The organism is Mumia xiangluensis, from assembly GCF_010994095.1.
GTDB classification, from domain to species: Bacteria; Actinomycetota; Actinomycetes; order Propionibacteriales; family Nocardioidaceae; genus Mumia; species Mumia xiangluensis.
Map to the genome: position 1 here is coordinate 266,414 of NZ_WJYO01000004.1, position 25,917 is coordinate 292,330.

General features: G+C 71.6%; 21 protein-coding genes. 12 read left to right on the forward strand and 9 right to left on the reverse strand.

The features are described from left to right. Positions 1 to 12 precede the first annotated feature (12 nt). From GH747_RS14385 to GH747_RS14400, 4 genes are read left to right on the forward strand one after another with little or no spacing between them, the layout of a single operon-like run. The gene (locus tag GH747_RS14385; RefSeq protein WP_149770286.1) at positions 13 to 1,677 is read left to right on the forward strand and encodes an ABC transporter ATP-binding protein; all 1,665 of its coding nucleotides are present in this window, start codon (positions 13 to 15) and stop codon (positions 1,675 to 1,677) included. Next, entirely contained in the window at positions 1,670 to 3,415 is a 1,746-nt protein-coding gene (locus GH747_RS14390; RefSeq protein ID WP_149770287.1) for an ABC transporter ATP-binding protein, read from the forward strand. The genes GH747_RS14385 and GH747_RS14390 overlap by 8 nt, the downstream gene beginning before the upstream one ends. 35 nt (positions 3,416 to 3,450) lie before the next feature. Beyond that, on the forward strand, positions 3,451 to 3,837 hold the full coding sequence (locus GH747_RS14395; protein ID WP_149770288.1) for a nuclear transport factor 2 family protein: 387 nt from the start codon (positions 3,451 to 3,453) through the stop codon (positions 3,835 to 3,837). A 34-nt stretch (positions 3,838 to 3,871) separates the two neighbouring features. After that, a complete protein-coding gene (locus GH747_RS14400; protein ID WP_149770289.1) occupies positions 3,872 to 4,312 on the forward strand; it encodes an Lrp/AsnC family transcriptional regulator in 441 nt (146 codons plus the stop codon). Between the two features lie 19 nt (positions 4,313 to 4,331). Here the strand turns inward: GH747_RS14400 and GH747_RS14405 are convergent, their stop codons facing one another. The 3 genes from GH747_RS14405 to GH747_RS14415 are packed head-to-tail and all read right to left on the reverse strand — an operon-like array spanning position 4,332 to position 6,282. Then, the gene (locus GH747_RS14405) at positions 4,332 to 4,526 is read right to left on the reverse strand and encodes a PspC domain-containing protein (RefSeq protein WP_149770290.1); all 195 of its coding nucleotides are present in this window, start codon (positions 4,524 to 4,526) and stop codon (positions 4,332 to 4,334) included. After that, on the reverse strand, positions 4,523 to 4,912 hold the full coding sequence (locus tag GH747_RS14410; protein ID WP_149770291.1) for a hypothetical protein: 390 nt from the start codon (positions 4,910 to 4,912) through the stop codon (positions 4,523 to 4,525). Before GH747_RS14410 ends, GH747_RS14405 begins: the two co-directional genes overlap by 4 nt. Next, positions 4,909 to 6,282 (reverse strand): PspC domain-containing protein, encoded by a 1,374-nt coding sequence (locus GH747_RS14415; protein WP_149770292.1) that lies wholly within the window; start codon positions 6,280 to 6,282, stop codon positions 4,909 to 4,911. Before GH747_RS14415 ends, GH747_RS14410 begins: the two co-directional genes overlap by 4 nt. A gap of 141 nt (positions 6,283 to 6,423) precedes the next feature. Here GH747_RS14415 and GH747_RS14420 point away from each other — a divergent pair, with 141 nt between their 5' ends. Genes GH747_RS14420 through GH747_RS14435 form a run of 4 tightly spaced genes read left to right on the forward strand, consistent with a single transcriptional unit; the run spans position 6,424 to position 11,885 of the window. Beyond that, positions 6,424 to 7,713 (forward strand): ATP-binding protein, encoded by a 1,290-nt coding sequence (locus tag GH747_RS14420; RefSeq protein ID WP_228552935.1) that lies wholly within the window; start codon positions 6,424 to 6,426, stop codon positions 7,711 to 7,713. Then, on the forward strand, positions 7,710 to 8,378 hold the full coding sequence (locus tag GH747_RS14425; RefSeq protein ID WP_149770293.1) for a response regulator: 669 nt from the start codon (positions 7,710 to 7,712) through the stop codon (positions 8,376 to 8,378). Before GH747_RS14420 ends, GH747_RS14425 begins: the two co-directional genes overlap by 4 nt. Before the next feature lie 36 nt (positions 8,379 to 8,414). Next, complete coding sequence (locus tag GH747_RS14430) at positions 8,415 to 9,764, forward strand: protealysin inhibitor emfourin (protein ID WP_149770294.1); 1,350 nt, start codon at positions 8,415 to 8,417, stop codon at positions 9,762 to 9,764. 18 nt (positions 9,765 to 9,782) lie between these two features. Beyond that, a complete protein-coding gene (locus GH747_RS14435) occupies positions 9,783 to 11,885 on the forward strand; it encodes a heavy metal translocating P-type ATPase (RefSeq protein WP_149770295.1) in 2,103 nt (700 codons plus the stop codon). Between the two features lie 74 nt (positions 11,886 to 11,959). Here GH747_RS14435 and GH747_RS14440 read toward each other — a convergent pair whose 3' ends face one another. Together GH747_RS14440 and GH747_RS14445 are read right to left on the reverse strand one after the other, a co-directional pair. Then, complete coding sequence (locus GH747_RS14440) at positions 11,960 to 13,243, reverse strand: fatty acid desaturase family protein (RefSeq protein WP_149770296.1); 1,284 nt, start codon at positions 13,241 to 13,243, stop codon at positions 11,960 to 11,962. A gap of 10 nt (positions 13,244 to 13,253) precedes the next feature. Beyond that, positions 13,254 to 14,345: a ferredoxin reductase gene (locus GH747_RS14445; RefSeq protein WP_205602946.1), complete on the reverse strand. Its 1,092-nt coding sequence runs from the start codon at positions 14,343 to 14,345 to the stop codon at positions 13,254 to 13,256. A gap of 118 nt (positions 14,346 to 14,463) precedes the next feature. Here GH747_RS14445 and GH747_RS14450 point away from each other — a divergent pair, with 118 nt between their 5' ends. Genes GH747_RS14450 through GH747_RS14460 form a run of 3 tightly spaced genes read left to right on the forward strand, consistent with a single transcriptional unit; the run spans position 14,464 to position 19,716 of the window. After that, entirely contained in the window at positions 14,464 to 15,039 is a 576-nt protein-coding gene (locus GH747_RS14450) for a GNAT family N-acetyltransferase (RefSeq protein WP_149770297.1), read from the forward strand. 28 nt (positions 15,040 to 15,067) lie between these two features. After that, positions 15,068 to 16,495, forward strand: a complete 1,428-nt coding sequence (zwf, locus tag GH747_RS14455; protein WP_149770298.1) for a glucose-6-phosphate dehydrogenase — start codon at positions 15,068 to 15,070, stop codon at positions 16,493 to 16,495. 38 nt (positions 16,496 to 16,533) lie between these two features. After that, positions 16,534 to 19,716: an ATP-binding protein gene (locus GH747_RS14460; RefSeq protein ID WP_163695640.1), complete on the forward strand. Its 3,183-nt coding sequence runs from the start codon at positions 16,534 to 16,536 to the stop codon at positions 19,714 to 19,716. Positions 19,717 to 19,806: 90 nt separating this feature from the next. Here GH747_RS14460 and GH747_RS14465 read toward each other — a convergent pair whose 3' ends face one another. The 3 genes from GH747_RS14465 to GH747_RS14475 form a co-directional block, all read right to left on the reverse strand. Then, positions 19,807 to 20,610, reverse strand: coding sequence for an ABC transporter permease (locus GH747_RS14465; RefSeq protein WP_149770300.1), 804 nt, complete (start codon positions 20,608 to 20,610; stop codon positions 19,807 to 19,809). Next, on the reverse strand, positions 20,607 to 21,590 hold the full coding sequence (locus tag GH747_RS14470) for an ATP-binding cassette domain-containing protein (RefSeq protein WP_149770301.1): 984 nt from the start codon (positions 21,588 to 21,590) through the stop codon (positions 20,607 to 20,609). The genes GH747_RS14465 and GH747_RS14470 overlap by 4 nt, the downstream gene beginning before the upstream one ends. Before the next feature lie 97 nt (positions 21,591 to 21,687). After that, entirely contained in the window at positions 21,688 to 22,047 is a 360-nt protein-coding gene (locus GH747_RS14475) for a GntR family transcriptional regulator (protein WP_149770302.1), read from the reverse strand. A 135-nt stretch (positions 22,048 to 22,182) separates the two neighbouring features. Here GH747_RS14475 and pcrA point away from each other — a divergent pair, with 135 nt between their 5' ends. Then, the gene (gene pcrA, locus GH747_RS14480) at positions 22,183 to 24,597 is read left to right on the forward strand and encodes a DNA helicase PcrA (RefSeq protein ID WP_149770303.1); all 2,415 of its coding nucleotides are present in this window, start codon (positions 22,183 to 22,185) and stop codon (positions 24,595 to 24,597) included. 52 nt (positions 24,598 to 24,649) lie between these two features. Here pcrA and GH747_RS22080 read toward each other — a convergent pair whose 3' ends face one another. Next, entirely contained in the window at positions 24,650 to 25,846 is a 1,197-nt protein-coding gene (locus GH747_RS22080; RefSeq protein ID WP_205602947.1) for a M23 family metallopeptidase, read from the reverse strand. Positions 25,847 to 25,917 lie beyond the last annotated feature (71 nt).

Here is a 25,917-nt window from a genome sequence, read left to right on the forward strand (position 1 = left end):
GCGACGCGATTCATGACGTGGATCTTTCGCGTCCAGGGATGGACCCTGATCGGTGCGATCGCCTTCGGCATCGTGTGGATGGTGGCTCAGGCGACGATCCCCGCGGTGATCGGTGCGGCGATCGACGCGGTCGTCGACGACGGCTTCGGCACCTCGCTGCTCCTGTGGACCGGAGTGCTCCTCGTCATCGGTGGGGTCCAGGCGACCGCCGGCATCATGCGCCACCGCCTCGCCGTCCAGACCTGGCTGGATGCTGCCTACCGGACGGTGCAGCTGGTGAGCACGCACGCCGGTCGGCTCGGCTCGGAGCTGAACCGCCGCGTCGCCCACGGTGAGGTCGTCTCGGTCGGGGCGACGGACATCGCGAACCTCGGCAACGCCGTCGACGTGATGGGGCGGTTCGTGGGGTCGATCGTGGCCTACCTCGTCGTCGCCGCGATCCTGCTCGAGGCGTCCCCGACGCTCGGTCTGGTGGTGCTGATCGGTGTGCCGCTGCTGATGCTCGCGACCGGGCCGCTGCTGCGCCACCTCAACCGGCGCAACCAGCACGCCCGGGCGCTGCAGGGTGAGCTCAACACCCTCGCGAGCGACATCGTGGCCGGGCTGCGGGTCCTGCGCGGCATCGGTGGCGAGGCGATGTTCGACCGCCGCTACCGTGCTGCGTCGCAGGACGTCAAGCGCGCGGGTGTGCAGGTCGCGCGCGTCCAGTCGTACCTCGACGCCTTCCAGGTCCTGCTGCCCGGAGCCTTCGTGGTCCTGGTGGTCTGGCTGGGCGCGCGCTTCGCCGCCTCGGGTCAGATCACGCCCGGCGACCTGATCGCGTTCTACGGCTACGCCACCTTCCTGATGCTCCCGCTGCGCACCTTCACCGAGGCCGCCAACAAGCTCATCCGGGGCCACGTGTCTGCGCGGCACATCACGCGGATCCTGGGGATCGTCCCGAGCGTGACCGATCCCGTCGCTCCGGTGAGCCCGCCCGACGGCGATCTCGTCGACGCCCCCACGGGCACCGTGGTGCGCCAGGGTCTGCTGACCGCGCTGGTCAGTGACGACCCCCGTGACGTCGTGGCGCTCGCCGACCGCCTCGGCGGATACCCGGCGCCCGGCGGCGACGTCGACGCGGTGACGTACGGCGGTGTGCCCCTCGGGGCGGTCGCGCGCGACGAGCTCCGCCGCCGCATCGTCGTCAACGACACCGGATCCGCGCTGTTCAGCGGGCGCCTGCGCGACGCCCTCGACGTCCGGCACGCGACCACCGATGCCGAGATCGAGCGCGCCGTCGCGAGCGCCTCGGCGGGCGACGTCCTCGAGACCCTGACCGACGGACTCGACGCCGAGCTCGCCGAGCGGGGACGTTCCCTGTCCGGCGGGCAGCGGCAGCGCGTCGTCCTCGCGAGGGCGCTGCTCACGGAGGCCGACGTGCTCGTGCTCGTCGAGCCGACGTCCGCAGTCGACTCGCACACCGAGGCGAGGATCGCCGGGCGGCTGCGCACGCACCGCGCTGGCCGGACCACCATCGTGACCTCCAGCAGCCCGCTGGTGCTGGACGTCGCCGACGAGGTCGTGTTCCTGTCCGGCGGGCGCGTCGCCGCACGAGGCAAGCACCACCACCTGATGACCACCGACAGCCGCTACCGGCAGGTCCTGACCCGAGAGGAGGCCGAGGACGTTGCGTGACGCACTCCCGATCGCAGGCACCGGCCTGCTCCGGTCGTACCTGCGCCAGGTCGCCCGCGACCATCGCCGAGCCCTGGTCGGCATCGTCGTCCTGCACGGCGCCGCAGCTGCCGCGGGGCTCGTCGTCCCGTGGCTCGTCGGCGACCTCGTCGCTGCGGCGACCGGTGGTGGCGAGAACGCCACCATCGACCGGCTCGCCGCCGTCATCGCGGCCTGCCTGATCGCGCAGACGATCCTCACCCGCTACGCCCGCCTCCGCTCGGCCGTCTTCGGCGAGGTCGTCCTGGCGCGGCTGCGGGAGGACTTCGTCGACGAGGCGCTGACCCTCCCGATCGGTGTGGTGGAGAGCGCCGGGACCGGTGACCTCCTCACGCGGACGTCGCGCGACGTCGACACGCTCGGCTGGTCCGTCCGCTTCGCGGTCCCCGAGACCGTCGTCGCGCTGGTGACGGCCGTGTGCACCATCGTCGCTGCCCTGCTCGTCGGAGGCTGGGTGGCGGTGCCGCTCGTGCTCGGTGTGCCGGTGCTGTGGCTGGCGACCCGCTGGTACCTCAAGCGCGCACGCGACGGCTACATCCGCGAGCACGCCTCGTACTCGCAGATCAACGCGACCCTCGCGGAGACCGTCGAGGGAGCGCGCACGGTCGAGGCGCTCGGCCTCGGGGACCAGCGCCGCGAGCGCATCGACGCCGACATCGCGGAGTCGTACGCCGCCGAGTCGTACACCCGCCGCTTGCGGACCGTCTTCTTCCCGGCCGTCGAGATCGGATACCTCATCCCCGTCGCCGGCACGCTGCTGTTCGGTGGCTGGCTGATGGCGGAGGGGTCGATCACGCTCGCCGAGCTGACGGCCGCCGTGCTGTACGTGCGCTTCCTCATCGACCCCGTCGACCGGCTCCTCAACTGGATGGACACCCTCCAGGTCGGCGCCACGTCGCTCGCGCGGCTCCTCGGCGTCGCGGAGGTGCCCGACGACCGGGTCGCGAGCGGCCGGACTCCTGCAGGCGAGGAGATCGAGCTGGACGCCGTGCGCTTCTCCTACGTCGAGGGGCGCGAGGTGCTGCACGGCGTGGACCTCGAGCTGACCGCAGGGGAGCGCCTCGCGGTCGTCGGGCCGTCGGGTGCGGGCAAGTCGACGATCGGTCGACTGATCGCCGGCATCCAGGGGCCGACCCGGGGTGCCGTCACCCTGGGCGGTGTCGGGGTCACCGAGCTGGAGCTCGACGACCTTCGCCGCCGCGTCGCGCTGCTCACCCAGGAGCACCACGTGTTCGTCGGCACCGTCCGTGACAACCTCCAGCTGGCGCTGGAGTCACCCGGTGGCACCGACGACGACCGGCTCTGGGCCGCGCTCGACGCCGTGGACGCGCGCGAGTGGGTCGGGCATCTGCCGCACGGTCTCGACACGATGGTCGGGTCCGGCGGGCACCGGCTGACCGACGCCCAGGCACAGCACCTCGCCCTCGCGCGGGTCGTGCTGACCGACCCGCACACGCTGGTGCTCGACGAGGCGACGTCGCTGATCGACCCGCGCGCGGCACGCGCCCTCGAGCGCTCGCTCAGCGCGGTGCTCGAAGGCCGCACCGTGGTCGCGATCGCGCACCGCCTCTACACCGCGCACGACGCCGACCGCGTCGCCGTGGTCGAGGACGGCGAGATCAGCGAGCTCGGCAGCCATGACGAGCTGGTGGCGCGCGGTGGGTCGTACGCCGCCTTGTGGAAGTCCTGGCAGAGCTGACCGGACCTGTCGGTGGCACGGTGCATCGTGGAGGCATGGATGCGACCGAGGTTGTCAGCCGGCTGGAGGCACGCATGGAGGCGCGCGACTGGGAGGGCGTGGCCGCGCTCGTCGCTCCCGACGCGGTGATCGAGTGGCCGCGCACCGGCGAGCGGTTCAGCGGCGCGTCCTTCGTCGCGATGAACCGTGACTACCCGGAGGGCTGGTCGATCCGGGTGCGCGAGGTCGTCGGGAGCGGCGAGCGCGTCGCGTCCGACGTCGAGGTGACCCAGGAGGGGGTCGACGGCGTGTTCGTCGCCACAGGGTTCTGGACGGTGCGCGACGGGCGGGTGGTCGCCGCCCGCGAATACTGGTCGGGACCCGACCTCGACGACGCCCCGGCTTGGCGCACGCCGTACCAGCTCGGAGACGGCGGGCCCTAGGCTGGCGGGGACGACCACGAGGAGGGCTGCCCCGATGGATGCTGTCGACCGCGAGATCATCGGGCACCTGATGCGCGACGGGCGCGCCACGTACGCCGAGATCGGAGCGGGCGTCGGGCTGTCGGCACCCGCGGTCAAGCGGCGGGTCGACCAGATGCGGCTGCGCGGGCAGATCACGGGCTTCACCGCACTGACCGATCCGGCGGCGCTCGGCTGGAGCACCGAGGCCTACGTCGAGATCTACTACGACGGCAACGTGTCGGCCGCCGAGCTCAAGCGCAGCCTGGAGGCGATCCCGCAGATCGTCGGCGCATGGACGGTCGCCGGCAATGCCGACGCGATCGTCCACGTGATGGCGACGAGCATGACCGAGATCGAGCAGGTCGTCGAGCGGATGCGCGAGCACGCGAAGGTCGAGCGCACCCGGAGCGCGATCGTCATGTCGCGCCTCTTCGAGCGGCCCCGCTCGCGCTGACGGGGCCGCTCGTCACGCCTCAGACGTCGGCGGGCATGAGGAGCCAGGCGACGAGGTACACGAGGATCATCGAGCCGAAACCGAGCACGGTGAGCACCACGACGGCCAGGCGTACGAGGTTCGGATCGACGCCGGTGTAGCGGGCGACCCCTCCGCAGACACCCCCGACCCACTTGTCGCCTGTCGTGCGGGTGAGCTTCTTCGTACCGGTCATCGTCGGTCCTCTCGGTCGTCGGAGGGCCGGGTGAGGTCCTCCAGGGTGAGTGTGTCCGTCGGGGCGTCGACAGGCTCGGGCGCGGGTTCGGCCTCCGGGCCGGTCTCGTGCTCGGCCTCGGCGGCCGCCTCCGTGTCTGCGGGCGGGCGATCCTCGCCGAGGTCGGCCACCGCCGTACGCTGCTCGCGCTGCCGGCGACCGGCCTGCCGGGCCGCGATCAGCGTCGCCACGAGACCGACCGTGCCGAGAAGCACGAGCAGCAGCGGTGCGGCGATCGCGAGGGAGACGGGCTCCCACCCGGCGTACCACATGCCCCACAGGACTCCGGCGACGAGCACGAAGGCGAGAGCGACCAGGGTCAGGGCGTCGAGCGGATGGCGCTTCATGAGCGGATCACCTCCACGGCACCGACGGTGACGCCGATGTCGAGTGTCAGGTCAGGGCGGTCGGTGTGCTCGCCGACCTCGAGAGAGGTCTGGAAGCCCCCGCGTTCGTAGCCGAGGGCGTTGATGGAGCCGGCGCCGACCTCGGCCTCGATGTCGATGTCCACCGTCGTGGGGACGTACACGCGTACGGTGCCGACGCCGGCCTCGAGGTCGAGGCGCCGTCCGTCCAGGGCAGCGGGGTCGGAGATCTCGCGCAGGTCGACGATGACCTCACCGAACCCGACGTCGTAGTCGTCGCGCAGGTCCGCAGCGCTGCTCGGCGTGACCTCGATGCGGCCGGCGTCCCAGTGCGGGACGGCGGTGGTGGCCGCGAGGACACCGACGGCGACGATCGCCGGCAGGATCAGCGGACGGGCGTTGCCGAACACCGTCCCGACCAGCAGACCGAGCGCGAGGGTGCCGGTCGCCACCGCGACGTACACAGAGGGCTCGTCACCGCCGATGCCGGTGACCAGGGCGATGCCGGTGGCGATCAGCGCGAGGGAGAGCGTGATCACGGTGAGCGCGCCGCGGTCGTGTCGAGGGTTCGGCCGCTTCGGCGGCCTGGGCGGCGGCGGCACGACCGGCGGTCGGACCGGCGGTCCCGGCGGGACCTGCCCGTACGTCGGCGGCACCACCGGTGCGGTGGGCGCGGCCGGCCCCGGGCCGTACCCGTACGACCCCTGCGCGGTCGGTGCGAAGGGGACGGCCGGCGGCGGTGCGGTCGTCGTTCCCGGACGGGTCGGCGCCCACGGCGGCGGAGGGGAGGACGTGGCATAGGTGCTCGGCGCGTAAGCACCGGGCGACGGCGGGCCGTACGGCGGGGGCGGACCTGCCGGTCGGGTGCGACGCCGCTCCTGGTACTCGCGGTAGGCGACCCAGGCGATCACGGCAGCGGCGATGATCCACACCGGTCCGAGCGGCCAGCCCCAGCCCCACGTCCACGTGATGGCGACGAGCGCGGCGGCACCGAGTCCGACCAGACGGATCTGCGGCTCGTTCTCACCGAGCCCGAGCCAGCGCTTCAGGAAGCTCTCGCCCGTCTCCTCGTCGGGAAGCAGGATCCATGCGGCGGCGTACGCGAGGACGCCGCCGAAGCCGACGAGCGTCAGCACGCCGAAGATGATGCGGGGGATGACGGGGTCGATGCCGAGGTAGCGGCCGATGCCGGCGCACACACCGGCGACCATGCGCCCGTCCTCGGTCCGTCGGATGTCGGTCAGCGCTCCGGCGTGCGGAGTGCGCCGGTCGTCCTGCGGTCGCGTGCCAGGCCCCGCGTCGGGCTCCGGCGGCGGGGTGCCCGCGCCGAGAGGTGTGGTCGAGTCGTCCATGCGTCCATCCTGCGTCGCGTCCGGCACTCGCAGTATGGGTGAGACCCCTGATTCGTGCCGGTCCCGTGGCACGGGGCCCCGGGGTCGCTCAGGGTCGATCCGGGTGGTCCGGCAGGGGTCGAGCGTGTGACGATCGGAAACGTGACGACGACTGCGATGCCGCCGAGGCGCCTCTACCGCTCGCCGAGCCCGCGCGTGCTCGGCGGCGTGGCCCAGGGGCTCGCCGACCACCTCGGCGTCCCCGTCCTGTGGGTTCGTCTCGCGTTCGTGGTGAGCACGTTGTTCCAGCTCGCCGGGGTCCTCGCCTACGTGGCGTTCTGGGTGTTCGTGCCGCTGGGCAGCGCGGCGGAGTCCCCGGGCCTCGCGAGTGCGACCCGGCGCGGACTGCGCCGCGGCTCGGACGAGGACGCCGGCCCGCAGTCGAACCGGAGCACGCTGCAGACCGCTGCGCTCGTCGTCCTCGGCGTGGGCGTCGTCTGGATCGTCGTCGGGAGCGACACCGTCTCCACGCTCGTCTTCCCGGCGGTCCTCGCGATCGCCGGGTTCGCGTTGATCTGGCGCCAGGCCGACGACCGGTCGCTGGAGCGCTGGGTCCGCGTGACGTCGGGCTGGCAGGCCGCACTCCGGATCGCGGCCGGGACCCTGCTCGTGCTCATCGCGTACGCCGTGTTCGTCGCCCAGCTCGGCGGCGGCCTGCAGTCAGCGGCCCAGCTGCTCGCGGCGCTGGTCGTCGCCGTTGCGGGCGCGCTCCTCCTCCTCGGCCCGTGGGTGGTCCGACTGGTGAGCGACCTGGCCGCCGAGCGGCGGGAGCGGGTGCGTTCCCAGGAGCGGGCCGACGTCGCCGCCCACCTCCACGACTCCGTGCTCCAGACCCTGGCGCTGCTGCAGAAGAACGCGCACGACCCGGCTACCGTCGCGACCCTGGCACGGCGTCAGGAGCGCGAGCTGCGGGACTGGCTGTACGGCGACCGGACCCCGGACGACGCCACGCTGCGATCCGGGCTTGCAGCCGACGCGGCCGAGATCGAGACGACGTACCGGGTGCCCATCGAGGTGGTCGGCGTCGGCGACACCGACCCGGATCCCGACGTCGACGCGCTCCGCGCCGCAGCGCGCGAGGCGATGACGAACGCCGCGAAGCACTCCGGCGCGGACCGTATCGACGTCTACGTCGAGGTCGCCGGAGCTGCGGCCGAGGTGTTCGTGCGCGACCGGGGCGTGGGGTTCGACCCCGAGCAGGTGCCCGAGGACCGGCTCGGCATCCGGCGCTCCCTCGTGGAGAGGATGAAGCGCCACCGCGGGACCGTCGACGTACGCTCGGCACCGGGGGAGGGCACCGAGGTGCGCCTCGTCCTCCCGCTCGTGCGCGAGCCGTCGTCCGACGGCGGACGCGACACCGCGCCCCAGGGCGCCGAAGGAGGAGACGCGTGAGCACGCCGACGAACGCTGCCAGCCCACGAGACCTCGCGGTCGTGCTGGTCGACGACCACGCGATGTTCCGGACGGGCGTCCGCGCCGAGCTGGGCAGCACCGTACGCATCGTGGCCGAGGCCGGCGACGTCGACGAGGCGATCCGGGCCGTGGAGGCGTACCGGCCCGATGTCGTGCTCCTCGACGTGCACCTTCCCGGCGGCGGTGGCGCCGAGGTGCTGCGCAGGGTCGCGACCCGCTATCCGGACACCAAGTTCCTCGCGCTGTCGGTGAGCGACGCCGCCGAGGACGTGATCGGCGTGATCCGTGCCGGCGCCCGCGGCTACGTCACGAAGAACATCACCGGCGACGAGCTGGTCGACGCGATCCGGCGGGTCGCCGGAGGCGACGCCGTGTTCTCGCCACGGCTGGCGGGGTTCGTGCTCGACGCGTTCGCGGGGACGATCGAGGTCGCGCAGGTCGACTCCGACCTCGACCGGCTGACAGAGCGTGAACGCGAGGTGATGCGCCTGATCGCCCGCGGCTATGCCTACAAGGAGGTCGCGAAGGCGCTCTTCATCTCGGTGAAGACCGTCGAGACCCACGTCTCCTCGGTGCTGCGCAAGCTCCAGCTGTCGAGCCGCCACGAGCTCACACGCTGGGCCAGCGACCGCCGCCTGATCTGAGCGGCGGCTGTCACCGCTGCGCGGTAGACAGGACGCATGAGCTGTCAGTTCGTGCCCCCGTACCTGCTGGAGCGCGTCGCCGATGCCGGCGACGACCCTTACCTGACCGATCGCCGCGGTCACACCCGTGCCCTCGACGCCCAGCTGCGGGAGCGCCGGGCCACGGCGCCCTCGGCCCTGCCTCAGCCGACCGACGCCGACGGCACCAAGACGATCTACAGCGCCGGCGGCGGCACGAGCCTGCCCGGCGAGAAGGCCCGGGGCGACGCCGACCCGCCGACGGGCGACGTCGCCGTCGACGAGGCGTACGACAGCACGGGGGTGGTGCACGAGCTGTTCCACACGGTCTTCGGGCGCAGCGGAATCGACGGGGCGGGGAGCCCGGTCACGGTCACCGTGCACTACGGCCAGGAGTACGACAACGCGTTCTGGGACGGCGAGCAGCTCGTCTTCGGTGACGGTGACGGTGACGTGTTCGAGCGCTTCACCAAGCCGCCGGACGTCAACTTCCACGAGTTCACCCACGGGGTCACGCAGTTCACCGCCAACCTCCGCTACTCGGGGGAGTCCGGTGCGCTCAACGAGTCGATGTCGGACTGCTTCGCCGCGATGGCGCTCCAGCGGATGCTCGACCAGACCGCCGAGGAGGCCGAGTGGCTGATCGGTGAGGGGCTCTTCGCACCGCGGATCAACGCGGTCGCGCTCCGCTCGATGCGTGAGCCGGGCACCGCCTACGACGATCCGGTGCTCGGCAAGGACCCGCAGGTGGGCACGATGGACGACTTCGTCGTGACGACCGCCGACAACGGCGGGGTGCACATCAACTCCGGCATCCCCAACCGGGCGTTCGTGCTGGCCGCGCTGAGGATCGGCGGCTACAGCTGGGAGCGCACGGGCCAGATCTGGTACGCCGCGCTGACCGGCGGCGCCGTCGGGCCGGCCACCGACTTCGCGGGGTTCGCGGCGGCGACCGTGGCTGCAGCGACGACGTTGTACGGCGCGGAGGAGGCCGAGGCGGTGCGTGACGCGTGGACCGAGGTCGGTGTGACGCCGGTGAGGGGTGCGCCCGGCGGCGGTGTGGCTCCGAGCGTGTCGGGCCGTGTCGTGGTGTCTCGCTCGGGTGGGTTCGCCGGGATCAGTCGCGAGGCGGCGGTCGATCTCGACGAGGGGCCGCTCGGCGCGGAGGTCGCCGCGCTGCTCGCGCGGACGGACTTCGTCGGGCTCCAGGCCCCTGACGAGGTTCCCGGCGGCGATCGCTTCACCTACACCTTCTCCTACGAGGGCGCGGAGATCACGATCGCCGAGAGTGCGTTGACGCCCGAGCTGGAGCAGGTCGCGTCGCTGGTCCTCGGACGAGCGCAAGAGGGATTGTCGGATACCCCCTAGGGGTATATGGTCGGCGGTATGAGCACGCACGAGCACACTCACGCCACGCACGAGAATCACGCCGCGCACGGGCACGGGCACGGCGAGTCCGCCGAGTCCCATCAGGGGCACGAGTCCCACGCGGGACACGGTGACGGCGGTCACGGCGGCGGCCACGCGGGACACGGCGACCACGTCGGCCAGTTCCGCCGGCTGTTCTGGGTGATGCTCGCACTCGCGGTGCCTGTGGTCGGGTTCTCGGGGATGTTCGCGGCACTCCTCGGCTACGACCTGCCCGACGCCGGATGGGTCGAGTGGGTCTCGCCCGTGCTCGGCACCGTGATGTACGCCTGGGGCGGGCGGCCGTTCCTGACCGGCGCCGTCAGCGAGATCAGGTCGCGACAGCCCGGGATGATGCTCCTCATCGCTCTCGCGATCACGGTGGCCTTCGTGTCGTCGTGGGGCGCGAGCCTCGGCGTCCTCCACCACCAGCTCGACTTCTGGTGGGAGCTGGCGCTGCTGATCGTGATCATGCTGCTCGGTCACTGGATCGAGATGCGCTCGCTCGCGCAGACCACGTCGGCGCTCGACTCGCTCGCGGCGCTCCTGCCGGACGAGGCCGAGCGCGTGGAGGGAGACCAGATCGTCACGGTCGCTCCCACGGAGCTGCGCGTGGGCGACGTCGTCGTCGTACGCCCGGGCGGCAGCATCCCCGCCGACGGGCACGTGGTCGACGGTGCCGCCGACATGGACGAGTCGATGGTGACGGGCGAGTCCCGGACGGTCCGCCGTACGAGCGGTGATCCTGTCGTCGCCGGGACGGTGGCGACGGACTCCGGCCTGCGGGTCGCGATCACTGCGGTGGGTGACGACACCGCCCTTGCCGGCATCCAGCGGCTGGTGGCACAGGCCCAAGCGTCGTCGTCGCGCGCCCAGCGCCTCGCAGACACCGCGGCCGGCTGGCTGTTCTGGTTCGCGCTCGGCGCCGCCGCGATCACCGCTGTGGTGTGGACCGTGATCGGGCAGCCCGACGAGGCAGTCGTCCGGACCATCACGGTGCTGGTGATCGCGTGCCCCCACGCGCTGGGGCTCGCCATCCCGCTGGTCGTCTCGATCGCGACGGAGCGCGCTGCACGCGGCGGAGTGCTGGTGAAGGACCGCCTCGCGCTCGAGAGCATGCGCACCGTCGACACCGTCCTGTTCGACAAGACCGGGACGCTGACCAAGGGTGAGCCGACCGTCGTCGCTGTCGCGCCGGCCACCGGTCACGTCGAGGACGACGTCCTCGCCCTGGCGGCGGCGGCCGAGACCGACAGCGAGCACCCGCTCGCGAAGGCGATCGTGACGGCGGCGCGGCAGCGCGGCCTGGCAGTCGTCGCCGCGCACGACTTCACCTCGTCCCCTGCTGTCGGGGTGACCGCCACGGTCGACGCTCGACGGGTGCAGGTGGGCGGGCCCGCGCTGCTCGAGCAGGAGCACGCCTCCGAGCTCGCGATCGCCGAGTCGTGGCGGGCGAGGGGCGCGATCATCCTGCACGTGCTGGTCGACGGCACGGTCGTCGGTGCGCTCGAGCTCGCAGACGAGGTCCGCGAGGAGTCGCGTCAGGCGATCGACGCGCTGCACCGGCGCGGCGTGCGCGTCGTGATGATCACCGGGGACGCGGAGGCCGTGGCTCACGCCGTGGCCGACGAGCTCGGCATCGACCGTGTCTACGCGGGGGTCCGGCCGGAGGACAAGTCCGCGAAGGTCGCCGAGCTGCAGCACGAGGGACGCAAGGTCGCGATGGTCGGCGACGGTGTCAACGACGCGCCCGCGCTGGCGCAGGCCGACGTCGGCATCGCGATCGGTGCCGGCACCGACGTCGCGATCGCATCGGCAGGGGTGATCCTCGCGAGCTCGGACCCGCGGTCGGTCGTGTCGGTCATCGAGCTGTCGCGGGCGTCGTACCGCAAGATGAAGCAGAACCTGTGGTGGGCGGCCGGCTACAACCTGATCTCGGTCCCGTTGGCCGCGGGTGTGCTGGCGCCGGTCGGGTTCGTGCTGCCGATGTCGGTGGGGGCGATCCTGATGTCCGCATCGACCGTCGTGGTCGCGCTCAACGCCCAGCTGCTGCGTCGGCTGGACCTGCGGCCGGAGGCCTGAGTGCGTCGGTGCGTGAGTGGTCACGGCGATCGCAGCCGTGACCACTCACGCACCAACGGGTGCCTCAGCGTGCGTCAGGCGTTCGCCATCGCCTCGCGGGCGGCCTTCTCGGCCTCGCGCTTCTCGCGGCGCAGTGCCTTCGACTCCGGCGAGTTGCCGACCTTGTACGGGTCGGACGGCTTCCTGCCGAGCACCGCGAGCTGACGGACGACGCTGCCGATCTGCTTCGAGAGGCGGCCGGTGTTGTACGTCAGGCCGTACTTCTCGACGAGCAGGTGCACGTCCTCCGCGACCTCGGGGTAGCGGCGGGCCGGGATGTCGGGGAACAGGTGGTGCTCGACCTGGTACGAGAGGTTGCCGGTCATCACGTGGAACGGGCGGGAGCCGGTGATGTTCGCGGAGCCGAGCAGCTGGCGGAGGTACCACTGGCCACGGGTCTCGTTCTGCGCCTCGTCCTCGGTGAACGTCTCGACCTCGGCGGGGAAGTGGCCGCAGAAGATGATGATGAACGTCCAGATGTTGCGGATGATGTTGGCGGCCACGTTGCCGCCGAGCACGGCCAGCGGCACCCACCACGCGGTGAAGGGGATCAGCGGGATCGCGAGCACCGGGAACGCGACGTAGTCCTTGACGACCTGACGGCGCACCTTCTGCCAGGCGCGCTTCTTGCGGGCCTTGAACTCGGACTTGCTCATGCGGCCGCCGAGGTACTCGTCGAGCTCGATGCCGTGGTACATCACGCCCCACTCGAAGAACAGCATGAGCAGGAACGCCAGCGGCAGGTTGACCCGGTGGCTCGGGTACCACGGCTGGGCCTCGTCGATCCGGAACATGTTGTAGCCGATGTCGCGGTCCATGCCGTGGATGTTCGTGTAGGTGTGGTGGATGTAGTTGTGGCCGTGCTTCCAGTCCTGAGCCGGCGCCACGTTGTCCCACTCGTACTTCTTGCCGTCGACGACGGGGTCGTTCATCCAGTCGTACTGGCCGTGCATCACGTTGTGGCCGATCTCCATGTTCTCGAGGATCTTGGCCACCGCGAGGCAGACGATGCCGGCGATGAAGACGGGCAGGAAGAACGGGAAGAAGATGCCGACGCGTCCCAGCACGTCGAAGACGCGCTGGACCTTGATGACGCGGCGGATGTAGTCGGCGTCGGTCTGGCCGAGGTCGTCGAGGACGCGCTGGCGTACGGCGTCGAGCTCGTTGCCGAAGTCCTCGAGCTGCTCGTACGTCATCAGGTCGAGGCCGATGGTCGCGCGCTTGGTGGTGTCCTCGCCGACGAGCGGCGCCGGCGCTGCGTTGTGGTTGCTGGCGCTCAGCGGCTCGATCGGGGCGTTCCGCTTGCGGAGGTGGGACATGGCGTTCCTCTCAGAGGGCGACGTTGACGTCGCCGACGGGGACATGGACGCAGATCTTGACGGTCTCGTCGGTGCTGGCGGAGACCTCGCCGGTGATGACGTGGCGCACGGCGCCGTGGTTCTTCTTGAGGGCGCACGTGTTGCAGACGCCCATGCGGCAGCCGAACTCGGGCGTGAGCCCGGCGGCCTCCGCCTGCTCGAGGATCGTCGCGCCGGAGTTGGCGGCGTCGATGCCGCTGTCGTCGAACGTGAGGGTCCCGGTGGCGTCCTCGGCGTCGAGGTCGACGGTCGGGACCTTGAAGTACTCGGTGTGCAGCTGCTCTGCTGCGCCGAGCTCGTCGTACGTGTCGCGCACGGAGGCGATGAGTCCGGCGGGACCGCAGACGTACGAGAGGGTGCTGGTCGGGTCGACCTCGAGGTGCTTGAGGTGGACGAGGTCGAAGCGGCCGGCCAGCTCGGCGTCTGCCTCGGGCTCGCGGGTGTAGACGCGGACGATGCGGACGAACTCGTACGACGCCGCGAGTGCGTCGAGCTCCTCGGAGAACATCTCGTCCTCGCGGCTGCGGGCGTAGTGCAGGAAGGTGACGCGGCCGGTGTGGCCGGACTCGCTCAGCGTGCGCAGCATCGACATGACCGGCGTGATGCCGCTGCCGCCGGAGAGCAGGAGCAGGTCGTCCGGGACGACGTCGGGAAGCACGAAGTCGCCGTCGGCCTGCGAGAGGTGGATCAGCGTCCGGGGAGAGAGCTCGTGGTGGAGGTACTGGGAGACGTAGCCGTCGGGGTGTGCCTTCACCGAGACGCTGAAGGTCCCGTCCTTGCGGCGCGCGGAGCTCGACACCGAGAACACGCGGACGCGACGCTTGCCGTCGACCTCCACGCCGAACTCGACGTGCTGGCCGGGCTTGAAGCCGCGCCAGGCGCCGTTGGGTCGGAGAACGACCGTGCTCGCGACACCCGTCTCGTGGACGACCTCGACGACCCTGGCCCGCACGTGCTTGACGGCGAGCATGGGGTGGATCTGGTCGAGGTAGTGGTCGATGGTGTGCGGCGAGGTCAGAGCGGCGATCGGTCGCGAGGCGAGTGCCTTGCGGACGATACCCATGGGGCCTCCGAGGGATTCAGTGAACGTCCGTGCACCGCCTAACCTACGCAACCGTAGGTTATGTCGCAAGTTGGCGGCGCTGTGACGCAGGTCACGTGGCGCTGCCAGACTCGGAACCGTGAGGGTCCTCCTGACGACCGAACGCGTCCGCCTGCGGCAGTTCACCGCCGACGACGCCGACCTCCTGTACGCCCTCGACAACGACCCAGCCGTGATGCGCTACATCAACGGCGGCGCGGCGGTGCCGCGGGAGGAGATCGTCGACGAGGTGATCCCGGCGTTCCTGGGCTGGTACGCCCGCCACGCTGCGTACGGGTTCTGGGCTGCCGAGGAGCGCGGCAGCGGCCGGTTCCTGGGGTGGTTCCACTACCGGCCTGAGGAGCACGACGACCCGCGGGACCCCGAGCTGGGCTACCGGCTGCACACCGCCGCCTGGGGCCACGGATACGCGACCGAGGTGTCGCAGGCGCTCGTCGACCACGGCTTCACGTCCTGTGACGTCGTCCGCGTGCACGCCTCCACGATGGTCGTTAACGTCGGGTCGTGGCGGGTGATGGAGAACGTCGGGATGCGGCGCGTCCGGATCTTCCACGCCGACTGGCCGGTGCGGATCGACGGCGACGAGCACGGAGACGTCGAGTACGCGATCACACGGGGCGAGTGGGAGGCGCGACAGTCGTCTCGCGAACCGTGAACCACGATCCGGCACTACGCTGAAAACCATGGAGTCGAAGCCGTACGTGTTCGTGCTCTTCGGTGCGACAGGAGACCTCGCTCGGCGCAAGCTTCTGCCCGGTCTCCTGCACCTCTGGCAGGCGGGGCTCCTCCCGAGCGCCCGCATCGTCGGCACGTCCCTGGACGAGATGGACCTGGACAAGTTCCGTACGCTCGCCCGCGACGCGATCGCCGAGTTCAGCACCCCGGCGCCCAGCGACGAGGACTGGGCGGGGTTCGCGGACCTGCTGCGATGGGCACCCGGCGACGGCGGCCCTGAAGGCCTGGCGTCGAGCGTCCACCGTGCGGAGTCCGAGGTGGGCGGCGAGCCCCAGATCCTGCACTACCTGAGCGTGCCGCCGAAGGCTGCTCTCGCGGTCGTGCACGAGATCGAGGAGGCCGGTCTGGCCGCGCGGTCGCGCATCGTGATGGAGAAGCCCTTCGGCACGGACCTCGCCTCCGCGCGCCGGCTCAACGCCGCGCTGCACGAGGTCTTCCGCGAGGACCAGATCTTCCGGATCGACCACTTCCTCGGCAAGGAGGCGGCCCAGAACATCCTCGCGCTGCGGTTCGCTAACGGTCTCTTCGAGCCGATCTGGAACCGCAACCACATCGAGCACGTCCAGATCGACGTGCCGGAGACCCTCGGCCTCGGCGGCCGCATCGGGTTCTACGAGCAGACCGGCGCCTACCGCGACATGGTCGTCACCCACCTGTTCCAGGTGCTGGGGTTCGTCGCGATGGAGCCGCCGACGGCGCTGGCGCCGTACGCGATCACCGAGGAGAAGACGAAGGTCTTCCGCTCGATGCTGCCGATCGAGCCGAGCGACGTGGTCCGCGGCCAGTACACCGGCTATCGCGAGGAGCCCGACGTCGCGGACGACTCCGACACCGAGACGTTCGTGGCGCTGCGCTGCTTCGTCGACAACTGGCGGTGGGCGGGCGTCCCGTTCTACCTGCGGACCGGCAAACAGCTGGCCGAGGGGGCGCGCATCATCTCGATCGCGTTCCGCGAGCCGCCCAAGAGCATGTTCCCCGAGGGTTCGGGCGTCGGAGCGCAGGGCCCGGACCACCTGACGTTCGACCTCGCCGACCACGCGCGCCTGTCGCTGTCGTTCTACGGCAAGCGCCCGGGGCACGGCATGCGCATGGACAAGTTCTCGATGCAGTTCGCGTTCAACGAGACGAACGACTACGCGGCGCTCGAGGCGTACGAACGCCTGATCTACGACGCGATGCGGGGCGACCACACGCTGTTCACGACGGCGGAGGGCATCGAGCAGCTCTGGAGCATCTCGCAGCAGCTGCTCGACCACCCGCCACCGGTGCGGGTCTATCCGGTGGGGTCGTGGGGACCGAACGCGATCCACCAGCTGATCGCCCCGCATGCGTGGCGGCTGCCCTTCGAGCGGCCCTGGCGCGAGAAGAAGGAGTAGTCCGGGCCGTCGCACCGCCAGGTGTCAGGATGGGAGTCGTGCAGGTTCACCTCCTCGGCCCGGTCGAGGTCGTCGTCGGTGGGGAGACGGTCGATCTCGGCGGCCCCCGCAGCCGAGCCCTCGTCGCCCGGCTCGCCCTCGCCGCCCCGCACGCGGTCGCCGTCGACACGCTCGTCGACGACCTGTGGGGAGCGGACCCGCCGCGCAACGCCCACAACGCCCTGCAGTCCGTCGTCTCCCGTACCCGCAGCCGGCTCCCGGACGGGGTGCTCACCTCGAGCGGTGGCGGCTACCGCCTCGTCGTGGCCGCGGACGATGTCGACGCCCACCGGTTCACGAGGCTCGCGGGCGAGGGGCGCAGACGCGAGGCGCTCGGGGTGTGGAGCGGCGCCGCGCTCGACGGGCTCGACGACGCCCCGTTCGTGGTCCCGGCGACCGCCGCGCTCGAGGAGCGCAGGATCGCCGTCCTCGAGGACAGCCTCGAGGACGAGGTCTCCAGCGGACGGTACGACCCCGCCGGCGTCGTCGCCGAGCTGACCGGGCTCGTCGATGCCCACCCCTACCGCGAACGCCTGTGGGCGGCGCTCATGCGGGTGCTCGCCGCGACCGGCCGCACAGCGGACGCCCTCGCGGCGTACGAGCGGATGCGCGTCCGTCTCGCCGACGACCTCGGCCTCGACCCGTCGCCGATGACCCAGGCCGTCCAGCAGGAGATCCTCAGCGGCGAGGTCGCCGCGAGCGCGCCGCGAGAGGCGCCGCCCTCCCGCACCAACCTGCGGACGGCGCTCACGAGCTTCGTCGGTCGCGAGCAGGCCGTCGCGGAGCTGAGCGCGCTGGTGACGTCGCACCGGCTCGTCACGCTGGTCGGGCCGGGCGGCGCGGGCAAGACCAGGCTCGCGGCCGAGACCGCGGCGCGGGTCGCGGCGTCGTACCCGGACGGTGTCTGGATGATCGAGCTCGCCGCCGTCACCGACCCGGCGGACATCCTCGACGCCGTCGTCGGAGCGCTCGACCTCCGCGAGGTCGTGGTGCTCGACCGGGCCGCCGAGCGGAGGGTGGACGACCGGACTCGGCTGGTGGAGGCGCTCACCGGCCGACAGGTGCTCCTCGTCGCCGACAATTGCGAGCACCTGGTCGCGGACGTGGCCGCGGTGACGGAGGACCTCCTGCAGGCGTTGCCGGAGCTCCGCGTCGTCGCGACCAGCCGCGAGCCGCTGGACCTCCTCGGCGAGGTCGTGCTGCCGGTCGCCCCGCTCGACGTGCCGATGGACGGGACGACCCCTCGGGAGGCCCTCCAGCACAGCGCGGTGGACCTGTTCGTGCAGCGGGCGCGGGCCGCGGCCCCCGCCTTCGTGCTCGACGACGCGACCCTTCCTGCCGTGCTCGAGATCTGTCGCCGCCTCGACGGCCAGCCGCTCGCCCTGGAGCTGGCCGCCGCGCGCCTCCGGACGCTGACCGCGTCCCAGGTCGCCGCGCGGCTCGGTGACCGGTTCCGGCTGCTCACCGGCGGCAGCCGTACGGCGTTGCCGCGGCACCGCACGCTGCGTGCCGTCGTCGAGTGGAGCTGGGACCTCCTCGACGAGGCCGAGCGTGTGCTCGCGGAGCGCGTCGCGGTGTTCCCTGCGGGCATCTCCGTCCCAGCGGCCGCCGCGATCGTCGGGATCGACGAGGCGGGTGCGCTCGACCTCCTCACCGCGCTGGCCGACAAGTCCCTGCTCGCGCCGATCGCCGACAACCTCGGGGAGCCGCGGTTCCGGATGCTGGAGACGCTGCGCGAGTACGGCACCGACCGGCTCGTGGAGCGGGGAGAGGCCGACGCCGTGCGCCGTGCGCACCTCGCGTACTTCCGCCGTCTCGCCCACGACCTCGAGCCCCGGCTCCGGCGGCGCGAGCAGATCGAGGCGCTCGCCGTCCTCGACGACGAGCGTGGCAACCTCCTGGCGGCGGTGTCGTACGCGATCGACAGTCGCGACGGGGACTCGGCGGCGTGGATCGCTTCCGACCTGGCGTGGTACTTCTCGCTGCGCGGCCAGCACGACGAGATCGCCGACCTCTCCGCCCGCGTCCTCGCGATGGACGTCCCGCTGCCGCCGACGCCCGAGCTGGTGTGCGTCGCCATGCGCTTCGTCGCCCAGATCGACGACCCCCGCTCCCGAGCCGGACGGGGTGCGCTGATCGAGCGGATCGCCGCGCTCCGCGAGGATCCCGACCTCGATCGGGAGGCGCCCACCGTCACGCTGATCCTGGTGGCGACCGACCTGTTCTCGACCTTCGGGGACGACACAGGGCGGGTCGACGTCAGCGAGATCGACATGTCGGCGGCGTTGGAGCACCGCGATCCGTGGGTGCGGTCGGCCGCACGGTTCGTCCGGCTCGCCTGGCAGGACAACGCCGGCGCGGCGACGAGAGGGGACGAGGACGACCTCGCTCACGCGCTCGAGGGGTTCCGCGAGGTCGGCGACCGGTGGGGACAGGCGATGGGCGAGTCGACGCTCGCCTCGGCGTACGAGCGCGCGGGGAAGCTCGACGTCGCCCGAGACCACCTGCAGTCGGCCGTCGAGCTCCTGGACGAGCTCGGTGCCGACCGCGACGCCGGGCAGCTGCGAGCGCGCCTCGTGTGGCTCGCCGTGGGTGACCAGGCGCGGACCGGCGGCGACGTCGCGACGCTGCGCCGTGACCTCGCGGTCGTCGCCGAGGAGGCGCGGAGTCTCGGGCACCGCGACACCGAGGCGTACGCGCAGGTGGCCGAGATCGACCTCGAACGCTGGGTGGGCGACAGGGAGACGGCCTGGCGTCTGGCGACCCGGCTGGTCACCGAGCTCGAGAGCGACGGATCCGCCTTCCGCGCCCCTCAGTTCCGCGCGATCGCGCTGAGCGCGTCCGCCGTCGCGACCCTCCCGTACGACGCCGCGGCCGCCCGCGCGTACCTGGCGCGCGCCGCCGCCGAGGCCAGGCGAGCCCGCGACATGCCGATCGCGGCTCTGGTGGCCACGACGTTCGCGGTGCTCGCTGCGCACGACGGAGACGCGGAGCTCGCCGCCCGGCGCCTGGGCGCTGCCCGGCAGATCCGCGGTGCCGACGACCTCGGCAACTGCGACACGGTGACGCTCACGGACACGCTGGGCGAGTCGCTCGGGCGAGCACGGTTCGACGCGCTCGTCGCCGAGGGGGCCGCGCTGTCACGCGAGGACGCCTTGGCGCTCGCCCTGCCGGAGTCGTGAGCCGCAGCCACCTCCGTCGGTGCGCCCGTGGTCACTGTGGTGGTTCCGGTGACCACGGGCGCACCAACGGGTGGCGCCGCCTGGGGCGCGTCAGGCCTTGCGGCGGTACGCGCGTACCGCGAGCGGGGCGAAGACCGCGGTGATCGCCCCGGCCATCCCGAGAGTGATCAGGATGTCCCCGCTCTCCGCGCCGCCCGTGAAGAGCCCTCGGACGGCGTCGGTGAGGTGCGTGACCGGGTTGATGTTGACCCAGGCCTGCAGCCAGCCCGGCATCGTCTCCGGGTCGACGAACATGCTCGACCCGAAGGTCAGCGGGAAGAGCGCGATGAAGCCGATGCCCTGCACCGAGCCGGACTCGCGCAGCACCATGCCGAGGAAGACCGCGATCCAGCACAGCGCCCACGCCACGAGCAGCACGAGTGCGCAGCCCGCGAGCACCGACCACACGTTGGTGGTAGCGCGGTAGCCGATCACGTACCCGAAGCCGAGCGTCACCGCGATCGACGTCGCGTACCGGACGCCCTCGGCCGCGACCGCGCCGACGAGCGGGGCCGATCGTGGGATGGGCAGCGACCGGAACCGGTCGAAGACACCCTCCTTGATGTCGGTGTTGAGGTTCACGCCGATCGCGATCGTGCTGAACAGCACCGTCTGCGCCATCAGGCCGGGCAGCACGAACTGGAGGTAGTCGTGGGTCGACCCGGCGATCGCGCCTCCGAAGAGGTAGACGAAGACGACGATGAAGATGATCGGCTGGAGGGTGACGTCGAAGAACTGCTCCGGCGTACGGCGCATCTTCTTCAGGGCGCGCCCGGCCAGCGCCGCGCTGTGGCGGACGAGCGGGAACGGCGCTGGCGTGGTCGTACGGTCGGGGACGAGTGTGGCGGCGCTCATCGGACCAGCTCCTTCTTCGTGTCGGTGGGGGAGGCGGCGGTGTCCCTGGACGTCGGCGTCCCGGTGAGAGCGAAGAACACCTCGTCCAGGTCGGGGAGGGCGAGCGAGAGCTCGGCGACCGCGATGCCGCGGGCGTCGAGGTCGCGTACGACGGTGGTGAGCACGCGGTCGTCCTCCACCGGCACCGCGACCGTGCCCTTCGCGGGCTCGTCGGTCGGCCGCCCGGCGATGCCGGTCAGCAGCGCGGCGACGTCGCCGAGGTCGCGCGGGTCGACGGGACGGACCTGGAGCGTCCGCCCGCCGACGAGGGCCTTGAGCTCGTGCGGGGTGCCCTCGGCGATCACACGACCGTGGTCGATGACCGAGATCCGGTCGGCGAGGGCGTCGGCCTCCTCGAGGTACTGGGTGGTGAGCAGGACACTCGTCCCTGCCTGGGTCAGGCCACGCACCACGTTCCACATGTCGTCGCGCTTGCTCGGGTCGAGGCCGGTCGTCGGCTCGTCGAGGAAGATCACCTGCGGGCGTCCGACGAGGCTCGCCGCGAGGTCGAGGCGGCGACGCATGCCGCCGGAGTAGGTGCCGGCGCGGCGGTCGGCGGCATCGGTCAGGCCGAACTGGTCGAGGAGCTCGACGGCGCGAGCGGCGGCGTCGCGGCGGGGGAGGTCGAGGAGGCGACCGACGAGGACGAGGTTCTCTCGTCCGGTCAGCGCCTCGTCCACCGACGCGTACTGGCCCGTGAGGCCGATCGCGCGCCGGACCTCGCTCGGCTGGCGCGCCACGTCGTACCCGGCGACGGTCGCGTGGCCGGAGTCGGCGCGCAGCAGGGTCGCGAGCACGCGGACGGCGGTGGTCTTGCCGGCTCCGTTCGGCCCGAGGACGCCGAGCACGGTGCCCTCGGGCACGGCGAGGTCGACGCCTGCCAGAGCCTGGGTGTCTCCGAAGCGCTTGGTGAGCCCTTCGGCGTAGATCGCATCGTTCATGCCTCTACGGTGCGGGGGCGCGCTGTCGCAGCGCTGTCAGCGCGCTGACAGCCGGGACGGCGGGCTGACAGCCGGGACCGGCGCCGCTGACAGCCGGTTAAGGCCAGCGGTCCTCGACCATCCTGATCGCCTCCGTGCGAGCGATCCCGAGCCGGCGCTGCTCCGCGACGTACGTGTCCGCGGCGCCCGCCGCGGCGGCGGCGATGTCGTCGGGCAGCGCCCGCGAGCGGATGAACGTGCCACGGCGGCCGAGCGCCTCGAGGACACCCTCGGCCTCGAGGGCGCGATAGGCCTTCGCGACGGTGTTGACGGCGATGTTCAGGTCCTCGGCCAGTGCTCGCACCGTCGGGATGCGAGAACCTGGGCCGAGCGTTCCGTCGGCCGCCTGCGACGCGATCTGCCGGCGCAGCTGCTCGTACGGCGGCTCGCTCGCGTCGTGGTCGATGACGATGCGCAAAGTGGGCGCCTCCTAGGTCGTCGAGGGAGCTCGTGCCCCCTATTTCAGGGTATGTCGTCGTTCATGACGGTGTGCCGCATTGCATCGGTACGTCGTGGTCGGGGATGTCCTTGGGCACCCGTAGGCTGGACCACGATGAGCCTCCCGTTTCCCGTGCCCGCAGACCGGATGCCCGGTGGCGTGCGCCCAGCCGACGCCCGCACGTCGCCCGCGCTCCCAGACAGCGGTGGAGGCGGACACGACCGCCCGAGCGACGAGGAGATCCAGGCACGCCGAGAGGCCCAGGCGGAGCGCCTCCTCGAAGGGCTCAACGAGCCGCAGCGTGCTGCCGTCACGCACACGGGTGGGCCGCTGCTGGTCGTCGCCGGCGCAGGCTCAGGCAAGACGCGGGTGCTGACCCGCCGCATCGCGTGGATGATCTCCCAGCACCGTGTCCACCCGGGCTCGATCCTGGCGATCACCTTCACCAACAAGGCCGCGGCCGAGATGAGGGACCGCGTCGCCGACCTCGTCGGCCCCCGTGCCCGACTGATGTGGGTCTCGACCTTCCACTCGGCGTGCGTCCGCATCCTCCGCAAGGAGGCTCAGCGCTTCGGCTACACGTCGACGTTCACGATCTACGACGCCGCCGACTCCAAGCGGCTGATGACACAGGTCTGCCGCGACCTGGAGCTTGACCCCAAGCGGTTCCCGCCGCGCGGGGTGCTCAACTGGGTGTCCAACCAGAAGAACGAGCTCGTCGACCACGAGGCCGCGGCGACGCAGGCGCACAACGACACCGAGCGTGCGTACGCGAACGCCTACTCGACGTACCAGGAGCGCTTGCGCGCCTCGAACGCGATGGACTTCGACGACCTGATCATGGGCACCGTCCACCTCTTCCAGGCGTTCCCCGACGTGGCCGACGTGTATCGCCGGCGGTTCCGCCACGTGCTCGTCGACGAGTACCAGGACACCAACCACGCCCAGTACGTCCTCATCCGCGAGCTGTGCACCGAGCCTGACTCGGACCTGCTCGTGGTCGGCGACTCGGACCAGTCGATCTACGCGTTCCGCGGGGCCAACATCCGCAACATCCTGGAGTTCGAGGCCGACTTCCCGACGGCGACCACGATCCTCCTCGAGCAGAACTACCGATCGACCCAGTCGATCCTCGATGCCGCCAACGCCGTGATCTCCCGCAACGCCGGCCGCAAGAAGAAGAACCTCTGGTCGGCGCAGGGCACCGGCGAGCCGATCGTCGGCTACGTGGCCGACGACGAGCACTCGGAAGCCCAGTACGTCGCCGACGAGGTGGACCGCCTCGGTGACGAGGGTCTCGCGAAACCGTCCGACGTCGCCGTCTTCTACCGCACCAACGCGCAGTCGCGTGTCTTCGAAGAGGTGTTCATCCGGGTCGGCCTCCCGTACCGCGTCGTGGGCGGCGTCCGGTTCTACGAGCGCAAGGAGATCAAGGACGCCATCGCGTACCTCCGCGTGCTCGTCAACCCCGCAGACGCGGTCTCCCTCCGGCGGATCCTCAACACCCCCAAGCGTGGCATCGGCGAGCGCGCCGAGGCTGTCGTCGGCGCGTACGCAGACCGGCTCCGTATCACGTTCTGGGAGGCCTTGCAGCGCGCCGAGGAGGCCCCCGGCATCGCGACACGCTCGCTGAAGCAGATCGCCGGTTTCGTCGAGACGATCACCGGGCTCCAGGAGATGGCGGCGACAGGCGAGCCGGTGGACGTCGTCATCGAGGCGACGCTGGCGCGGTCCGGTTATCTCGACGAGCTCGAGAACAGCACCGACCCGCAGGACGAGGCACGCGTCGAGAACCTCGCCGAGCTGGTCGCCGTCGCCCGCGAGTTCGTCTCCGACGCCGCGACGCTCGCCGAGCCGACCGACGTCGATGCCGACATCGATGACGACGTGGTGCTCGAGCCGGGGTCGGTGGCTGCGTTCCTCGAGCGCGTGTCGCTCGTCGCCGACGCTGACTCCATCCCGGACTCCGGCGACGGCATGGTGACCCTGATGACGCTGCACACGGCCAAGGGGCTCGAGTTCCCGGTCGTGTTCCTCACGGGCCTCGAGGAGTCGGTGTTCCCGCACATGCGCTCGCTGGGCGACCCCAAGGAGCTCGAGGAGGAGCGCCGCATCGCCTACGTCGGGCTGACCCGGGCCGAGCAGCGGCTCTACGTCACCCGTGCGCTGGTGCGTTCCGCCTGGGGTGCACCGTCGCACAACCCGGCGTCACGCTTTCTCGACGAGATCCCCGAGGAGCTCGTCGACTGGAAGCGCACCCAGGCCGACACCGCCACGTGGTCCGGCGGTTACCTCCCCCGCCGCACCTCCGCCGCGCCGCTGCGGGCGGCATCCGCCGACCGTGCGAGCAAGGCCGGGCGCGACGTGCCGAGCCTCTCCCCGGGCGACCGTGTCACGCACGACGCGTTCGGGCTGGGCACGGTGGTGGCGCTCGAAGGCGTCGGTGACCGCGCGGTGGCGTCTGTCGACTTCGGCTCCGAGGGCGTCAAGCGTCTGCTGCTCCGTTACGCACCCGTCGAGAAGATCTGACCGGGTCACCGGGGGGCAAACCCAGGGGACGACGGCCCCGGAAGGCCGTCGGTCAGGGGTTGACGAAGTGCTCGCGCAGCGCGACGAGCGGGTCGATCGGGGTGTCGGGGGTCGGCCGGACCTCGAGGTGGAGGTGGGGACCAGTCACGTTGCCGGTCGATCCGACGTAGCCGACGAGGTCACCCGGCTCCACGGCGTCACCGACGCTGACGGTGACCGACGACTGGTGGCAGTACCACAGCTGCGTCCCGTCCTCGAGGGTGAGCACGGTCTTGTTGCCGTACGCGCCGTCGTAGCCGGTGCTCGTGATGGTGCCGCGGGCGATCGCGACCAAGCGCGTGCCGGAGGGGGCCGCGAAGTCGAGGCCGGTGTGCACCGTCGACCACAACGAGCTCGACTGCCCGAAGCGTGCCGTCAGACGGTAGCCGGTGAGCGGGATGACCCACTGGCGCTTCTTGATCTCCTTCGAGCGCGCCTCGGTCTTGTTGGCGAGCTGCGCGAGCGACGACGACATCTGCGCCGCCTGCTGCTCGGCCTGCTTGTCGAGGAGGGCGCGGTCGAAGTCGCGGGTCACGTCGACGTTGCTGGGGTCGTAGCGCGACTCGGCGGTGCCGGCAGCGGCATCCGCGGCGACGGGCACGAAGTCGGCCGTCTCCATCACCGGCGGCTTCGCCGACGACATCGCGACGGCGCCGACCCCGGCGAGGACGAGCGCTGCGGCTCCGACGACGGCGGGGGTCGGCAGTCCGGGGAACCGGCGCGTCTTGGTGCGGGCGCTGCGCGAGCCGGGCGGCGTCGCGCGGCGCGGGGCCCGCAGCTCGCCCGAGCGGCGCTCGGTCACGGTGGTGTGGTCGGAGACTGCGTCGATCGTGGCCGTGGCATCGGCGGGGATCGGGGGGAGCTCTGCGGCGCGACGGCCACGGTAAGGCTCGGCGGGGGTGCTCTGGCGGGCTGCGCTCCTGGGAGCGGTGCTCTCGCGGCTGGTGGACGTCGTGCGTCCGGGGTGCTCAGGTCGGGCGTGGTGCGAGGTGGCGGCGGAGCTGGCTCTCGTGTCCGCCTGCGGGTCGGCGGTCAGCGGGGGGCTGACCTCGGTATGTGAGGAGAAGGTTGCTGTCTCGTCGGCGGGGGAGGCCGGTCGGCCTGCGACCCTGCGGCCGGTGGTGCTGGTGGCGTCGGCGGCTTCCGTCACCCGCGAGCTGCCCTTCTTGGGCTTCTCGGCGCGGCGCTTGGGCGCGGGGCGCGACGTCATGCAGTGACCTCCAGTAGTGGACTAGCGGTTGTCGACCCTAGCGGAAGCGCCCCCGTTACCGAAGGGAGACA